Genomic DNA, 7,318 nt, shown 5'->3' with positions numbered 1-7,318 from the left:
TGGTCTGGAAGACCCAACGGGTCACGCCCTCGGTGCGGCCGCCCTCCAGGGTTCCCTCGGCGGTGCGGCTGTCCAGGTCCTGATGGGAGGCGGGAGGCATGTTGGACAGAACCGTCCAGGATGCGGGGGCATCCACGGTGAAGTCGAAGACGGCCTTGATGTCCGGCTGGTCGAAAACAGCATAGACCCTGCGGGCGTCGGGTACCTCGAACTGGGAGTAGAGGTAGACGTTGCCATCCGAGGGATCCACGCTACGATGCAGACCCTCGCCTGTGCGTGAATACCGGCAGAGGGCCTCCACCCGCAGCTGGTTGTGCTCACGCAGGTCGTTAAGCTCAATCCGGTCGTCCCGGAAGGCCAGGGCCGGGTCCAGACGCCGGCCGTTGAGCTCGATCAGGCTGATCTGGTCGGCGATCAGATCCACAAAGGTGGACTCCCCCGGCCGAGCATCAAAGTCGATCAAAGCTGTGGAGGGGAAGGTGGCAGGCCCCTTGGTCAGGTCAAGATTGACCTTGTAGCTGACATTGGATACGACGACGGCTCGCTCTTCGGCTTCCACACGAGTCAAATTTGCTCCAGGCATAGGTTCCTTTCCTTATTATCCGGTTGGTTCCGCTAGGCGTACGGACCGACAAGGGGGCCGAGGCTCCCCCGAGCCAATCACTGCTCATGCAGAACAAGTTTAGCTAACCGTATCGAGCGAGAAACAGCGCATCAGAAACTAATTACTGATCCTTAAGCATCGTTGAGTATCGTCACTTTAAACCTGCTTAAAGTAAGAAACTTCAGGAAAGGCATAGTTTTGACTTTGTTGACTGAAAGGGTCTTCTGTATATAGATGAACTCCTGTACGCTCAAAAGAACATTGAGGTTAAAACTTGAACTTCTCGATACGATCCTCGCTGGTCAGGATTCATCAGTCTGAGATCCTGCTAGGGCTATTTCTTACTCACCTGTATCAATTAATTTGCTCATATCATCTGGTTCAAGCTTCATAATGAGATCTTGAAATCTCACTAAATACATCAATCTCTCAACTGCAACTAAAAGTGCAAGGATTTGGCAACTGGATCAAATCTTTGAAAAATACCTGGTGAAAAAATACTGACAGTCGAGTAGACACCGATCGGGTAAATTATACGTATAAAATTGTTTAGCAGCGCGGAATGTTACAGTTGGCAACTCCACTGAACTGGTATGCGATTGATCTATCCTGCATTCCTCAAAACACAATCTGACCATTATTGACCACATGAATTAAGTATGCTATCGTCGGTGGTTGAAACGTTTCGACGGATCTTTAGAGGTGAAGATGCCTGGCATAAAAGACGTAGCTCAACTAGCTAACGTATCAGTAAGCACGGTCTCATATGTCTTTTCCGGCAAACGTACCATTTCTCCGAAAACGGCTGAAAAAGTTCGGCAAGCTGCAGATAGACTCGGCTACATACCTGATGCTAGCGCGCAGGGCTTGCGAGGGGGGCATAACCGGATCCTCGCCTTAAGCGGACCTATTCACGATGGCATGAACCAGGACCAATACAATACATATTTCCTGGAAACAGCCAAGCGGGCAAAAGATGCTGGGTACGACGTACTCATGCTGACCAGTGAAGATGCGGTATTCGACATTCAGCGAGTGACAGGCAGCAACTTAGTCGAAGGAGTGATTCTCCTTGATTTGAAACACCACGACTTACGCGCTGCCCTAGCTAACAAGTACAACAAACCATGCGTGGCCATCGGTTACCCAATGGAGCATCAAGACTGCGCTTGCATCGACATCAATTTCACTAAGATGGGGCAGAAGGCCGCTCGCACTCTCTACGACCTAGGCCACCGGTCTATCGCCTTCCTTAGAGGACCGGAAGATGGTTATAAGCGTGGAGCCGGGTATATGATTCTTTTCTATAGAGCCCTTTTTCAAGAGACCGAACGCTTAGGCATTAAGTTAGTTGAATCAGGACCCGTGGATTACAACAACTTCGATGCCGATCAGTTTACCCAAACCATTCTCAGAAGTCCGGCGCATCCCACAGCCCTCATCAACCAGTCTGGATCGGATGTACTCAACGCAGTGCTTGATTCCATGGAAAATGCCGGAATTTCCGTTCCTAATGACTGCTCTATTCTCTCCTGCGGAACCACGTTAGAAAAAAAATTAATTCGACTGCCCATCAGTGAAATGCCACTCACCCCAAGTCGGCTTTGTACAGAAGCTGTGCATCTACTTCGCGAAGCTATAGAGAAAAAACGCGACATTAGGGGCTTGGTTCGTCTTTTCCCGCCAGAGTTAGTCGACCGTGGATCCTTGGCCAACATGAGATCTTTGCAGAATGGAGGTTCAATATGACATAAAACTATGATTATGCAAGCAATAAAAGGCGAAGCAACGATGCTCGTTATACTTCAAACCGAAATCCATCAGTAGCGCAATCTAAGTGAACAAAACAGATAATAGATGTTTCACTATCGAAACGTTTCAATATTTGAATCAATGCATTCACGCGAGAATAAGGGAAAGAGAAAGATGAAAATAAGAAAAGCACTGGCTACGATACTAGTTGCCACGTCAGCGGTAGCCACCCTGACTGCTTGCGGCAGCAATGGGAGCCAGCAGGAAGAGGAAAAACCTGAGAGCATCTCGTTCTGGCACTATGATAAGGAAACCTCCGCCCAAACCATAGCTTGGAAGCAAGCAGCTGCCGATTTCACCAAGAAGACCGGGGTTAAAGTTAAATTTGAAGTGAAGTCCTTCGCTCAGATAGCTCAAAATAGCAGCCAGTTTCTGAATTCGGACCAAGCTCCAGACATCATGGAATCCAACAGAGGCAACGGCAGCGCTGGGATGCTATCCTCTATGGGCCTCCTGACAGACCTAAGTCCCTATGTCAAGAAGTACGGATGGGACAAAAGAGTAACCCCTGCTGATGCATCTATGGCCAAGTATGACGATAAAGGAGTCATGGGTGGCGATACCTGGTACGGTGCCCCTAACTACGCCGAGTATCAACGCGTGTTCTACAACAAAGACATGTTCAAAAAGTACAATATCAAAGAGCCTACCACTATGGCAGAGTTTGAAGAAGCCTGCCAAAAATTTAAAGATGCCGGGGTGACACCGATTGCTGCTGACGCTGGCGAATTCGGTGTGATGTGGCTCTGGTGGCAACTGGTTTCAACTAAGGCCGACAAAGGTTTCATCCAGGATTGGCAAATGTACAAGCACCCGGTAAATTGGAAGGACGAATCTCTTACATACGCTACAGAAACCCTGAATGACTGGCTCAACAAGGGTTACATCTCCCGCAATGCCACTGGTCTAAAAGGGGAAGATACCACTGTTTCCTTCATCAAAGGCGAGTACCCGATCTACCAAACCGGCACCTGGGATCAAGGCCGTTTTGAGGAGCAAATCAAATTTGACTGGGATGGTTCTATCCTGCCTGGTTCTAAATTCGCTCAAGGATGCACCGGCAATCTGCTGACTATTCCCGAAAAGAGCAAGCATAAGGAGTTAGCCGCCCAACTGATTGATCTCGTACTCTCCAAAAAAGAGCAGAATGGGATCGCCAAGCATGGGGGAATTCCTGTGGCAGCGGATAACGGCAGCATCGACAACCCCAAGAACAAAGCCATGGCTGAGGAGTATGCAAAGTTCTCCAAGAAGAACGCACTCTCCTATTACCCTGACTATCCTGCCGCTAATCTGACTGATGCCATACCGGCTGCTTTCCAGGAGCTTGTCAACGGCACCAAGAACCCGGATCAAACCCTGAACGCCATCAAGGATGCCTATACTTCAGGCGTCAAAGACATGGACGTCAAGGACTAGGCTCCACGCAATCCAATCATTATCTGGGCTGGACGGTGCTTGTCATGTTCGGAAAGCACCGTCCATCCTTCCAATACCAACTAGCTAATAAGGAGATCGGGAGGCTGCCATGTCCCAAGGCGCTAGCAGTAAACAGTCGACAGCGTCAAGACTGCCCGGCAACAAATCGACTAAGTTCATTCCCTATCTGATTCCAGGAATATTGTCCTTGGCCGTAATCATCATTGTTCCCTTCATCTGGAATATTTACCTCAGCTTTACACGCTGGCGTGGTGTCGGTCCGGTTCGATTCGTGGGCCTGCACAACTGGCAACGGCTAATCAGCGACGCGACTTTCTGGAAATCATTCATCAACTCTTTCTGGATCATCGTGGCAATAGTCGTCATCCCCACCATTTTGGGTCTACTTATTTCATCTGTCCTGACAGATGTGATTCAGAAAAAGTTCAACTCCGGCAGTGCCTCTTTCATCCGGGCGCTCTACTATCTACCCCAGTTGCTTCCAGTGGCAGTGGCTTCCATCATTATGGGCTGGATCTTCCGGCCGGACGACGGCGCTTTCAATGCAGTCCTTGAAAAGATAGGACTTGGCGGTCTCCAGCACAACTGGCTGGGAGACCCAGGCAGCGCATTGCCCGTACTCATGTTCATCTTGATCTGGATACAGCTGGGCTACCCAATTGTCATTTTCATGTCCGGGCTGCAGCGCGTTGACCCCGAACTCTACGAAGCCGCCAGCCTAGATGGGGCCAACTGGTGGCAGAAGTTCAGAGTAGTAACCCTCCCATCCATTATCCCAGAACTCCTGGTAGTCATTCTGACCGCCACCATTGGAGCCTTGAAAACCTTCGGGCCAGTCTACCTGCTGACCAAGGGCGGACCCGGCACAAGCACCATTGTGCCTTCCTACTACTCCTACAATCAGTTCTTCCAACTTCATCAAGTGGGTTACGGTGCTGCAATCTCCACAGCCCTGACCATTGTGATTATCGTCTTTTCTATCGTGTTCACCCTGATTCAGGGACGCGTCGAAAAGAACATGGACTAGAGAGGGGAAACCATGACACAAGCAAATGCGGAAATGGTAACCGAACAGTCAGGCTCCAGACTTCCAATCACATCCAATGACAAGAAAAGCAAGCATATTCGTAGTTGGGGCAACTGGGTGGCTCTGATCCTCCTTGTTCTGGGCGCGGTCATCATGCTCTTCCCTCTGCTCATCTTAGCCATGAATGCCTTTAAGACCATCGGAGACTATAACGCAACAGGGCCGCTCTCTCTTCCAGCGCACCCGACAATGAGCGGCATCACATCTTTCTGGGTCAGCAGCAACTTCCCCATGAAATTTGTCAACAGCTTGGTCATCTCTCTTGTAGTCGCAGTGATGGGGGTTGTGCTCTCGGTTCTCAACTCGTTCGCCCTGGGCATCGGGCGCGTCAAAGGTAACCGGTGGATCATACTCTTGATCATGCTGGCCAATATGCTGCCTCAAGAGTCCTTGCTCTATCCGCTCTATACTGTCTTTAAAGACATCGGTCTCTACAACACTCAGCTCTCCATAATCATCATTTTCACCGTGATTCAGAGCGCATACGGCACCTATCTTCTCTCGGCGGTATATGGCACTTTCCCACAAGCCATTCTTGAAGCAGCCTCCATAGATGGCGCCAACCGCCGACAGGTGCTGAGCAAGATCGTCCTTCCCATCTCGTGGCCAACCATCAGCGTACTGTTCGTGTTCTTCTTCGTATGGACCTGGAACGAGTACATGATTCCCATGGCTTTCCTTATGGACGACTCAGTGCAAACCGTCCCTCTGGCCTTGGCCACCATTCAAGGACAGCACACCATGGATGCTACTTCCCTGGCTGCAGCTTCACTGCTCAGCATCATCCCAACCATCATCTTCTACGTGATCTTCCAGCGCAAGCTCAACCAAGGGATCGTAGCAGGCGCAGTCAAGTAGACGACGCTTCTTCTGTTGCATTTTGGGACGATCCCCCTCATCGGGAACCGTCCCAAAACTCCCTTTACTGCGGCAGCGTATCAGCGGTAATATGAGAATCGGGCGGTCTCCAACGAGAGAGCTTCACCCGCCCGCAGGGATGTGTCATGTTTGGGTATTCAACTTCGTCCATGCAGGGCATACACGCATATCAGAGAAGATATACGCTATGAGAGCATTGATGTACTACGGCAAGGAGGATGTACGTCTGGAGGACATTCCCGAGCCTGAGCTCAAACCGGGAACCATTAAGATCCACCCCGCTTTCACTGGCATTTGCGGTTCAGATGTTCATCTTTACTACGACGGAGCAGTCAACGGAGGCGGGAATTCGCCCGACCATCCCCATCCGCTCACGGGAGAGACCCTACCGGTAGTCTTCGGCCATGAGATCTCGGGTACCGTCGAGGCCATCGCCGACGACGTGCACACGGATATGAAGGTGGGCGACTCGGTGGTCGTCGAGGCCGAAATCGCATGTGGCGAATGCCCGGCCTGCAAGGCTGGCAACTACAATGACTGCGACAAGCTGGCCGGTATCGGTATCAACGGAGGCGGCGGCGGACTCAGCGAGCATATCGTGGTTCCGGCAGAGCATGTCTTCCCCGTGGGCGGCATCCCCCTGGATCAGGCTGCCATGATCGAGCCCTTCGCCGTGGCCCATCACGCCATCCGCGCCATGGAACCCCGCGAAGGACAGACCGCAGTGGTCGGCGGCGCCGGACCAGTGGGATTGCTCATCGGCACCATTCTGCGCGCAAAGGGAGTCCGGGTGATCATGTCCGAACTCTCCACAGCCCGCAAGGAGAAGGCCCTGCAGTCGCATTCGGCCGACATCGTGGTCGATCCCAGCAATGAGGACCTGGTGGAGAGGGTCCGCCACGAGACCGACGAAGCCGGGGCTGACCTGGTCTTCGATGCAGCAGGAGCCGAACCTGTTGACCACCAGCTTTTGGAGGCCTTGAAGGCCACTGGCGGACTCATGGTCGTGGCCCTGCATGGCAAGCCCATCACGCTGAACCTGACCAAGGAGCTGGGCTTCGGAGAGAAGTTCATCAGAGGCACCATGGGATACGCCAACGATCATGCCGATGCCATCAAGCTCATCCATGACCGGAACATCGACCTGTCCACCTTCATCACCGACCGGATCAAGGTCGAGGACATCGTGGACAAAGGCTTCCGCCAGCTGCGTGAGGACGCGGAAAACCACGTCAAGATCATCGTGAGCATGTAAGCGCTACTGTCTACTGATAACACTGAAGGCTCCGGCCGTCCATCTGGGCGACCGGAGCCTTCGGCATCAGTACGCATGCAGCGACGGGTCAGTCCTGCGGCTGCACGTCGGTGGCGATGTCGGCCACCACGGGCACGATCATGGGCCTGCGGTGCAACTTGCGGGAGATCCAGCCGCCCAGGGTGCGGCGCATCATCTGCTGGAGCTGGTAGGTGCCGGTGGTTCCCTTGGACATGGCATC

General features: G+C 52.2%; 6 protein-coding genes. 5 read left to right on the top strand and 1 reads right to left on the bottom strand.

The window, feature by feature from the left end:
- A partial coding sequence (locus AC0AP0_RS06815; RefSeq protein WP_490429844.1) for a gluzincin family metallopeptidase occupies window positions 1-583 on the bottom strand: 583 nt, incomplete at its 3' end.
- 729 nt (window positions 584-1,312) lie between these two features.
- On the opposite strand from AC0AP0_RS06815, the gene AC0AP0_RS06810 reads away from it, so the two are divergent.
- The 5 genes from AC0AP0_RS06810 to AC0AP0_RS06790 all read left to right on the top strand — a co-directional run bounded on the left by AC0AP0_RS06810 (window position 1,313) and on the right by AC0AP0_RS06790 (window position 7,077).
- Window positions 1,313-2,353, top strand: coding sequence for a LacI family DNA-binding transcriptional regulator (locus tag AC0AP0_RS06810; RefSeq protein WP_490429842.1), 1,041 nt, complete (start codon window positions 1,313-1,315; stop codon window positions 2,351-2,353).
- Window positions 2,354-2,530: 177 nt separating this feature from the next.
- Window positions 2,531-3,835: an ABC transporter substrate-binding protein gene (locus AC0AP0_RS06805; RefSeq protein ID WP_490429841.1), complete on the top strand. Its 1,305-nt coding sequence runs from the start codon at window positions 2,531-2,533 to the stop codon at window positions 3,833-3,835.
- Between the two features lie 109 nt (window positions 3,836-3,944).
- Window positions 3,945-4,883, top strand: coding sequence for a carbohydrate ABC transporter permease (locus tag AC0AP0_RS06800; protein WP_490429840.1), 939 nt, complete (start codon window positions 3,945-3,947; stop codon window positions 4,881-4,883).
- Window positions 4,884-4,916: 33 nt separating this feature from the next.
- Window positions 4,917-5,801 (top strand): carbohydrate ABC transporter permease, encoded by an 885-nt coding sequence (locus tag AC0AP0_RS06795; RefSeq protein WP_490429845.1) that lies wholly within the window; start codon window positions 4,917-4,919, stop codon window positions 5,799-5,801.
- 208 nt (window positions 5,802-6,009) lie between these two features.
- Complete coding sequence (locus AC0AP0_RS06790; RefSeq protein ID WP_490429839.1) at window positions 6,010-7,077, top strand: 2,3-butanediol dehydrogenase; 1,068 nt, start codon at window positions 6,010-6,012, stop codon at window positions 7,075-7,077.
- The last annotated feature ends 241 nt before the right edge of the window (window positions 7,078-7,318 follow it).

This window comes from Bifidobacterium sp. POST2/T3 (B1) (assembly GCF_058197115.1).
This window is presented reverse-complemented; position numbering and strand designations above follow the sequence as displayed.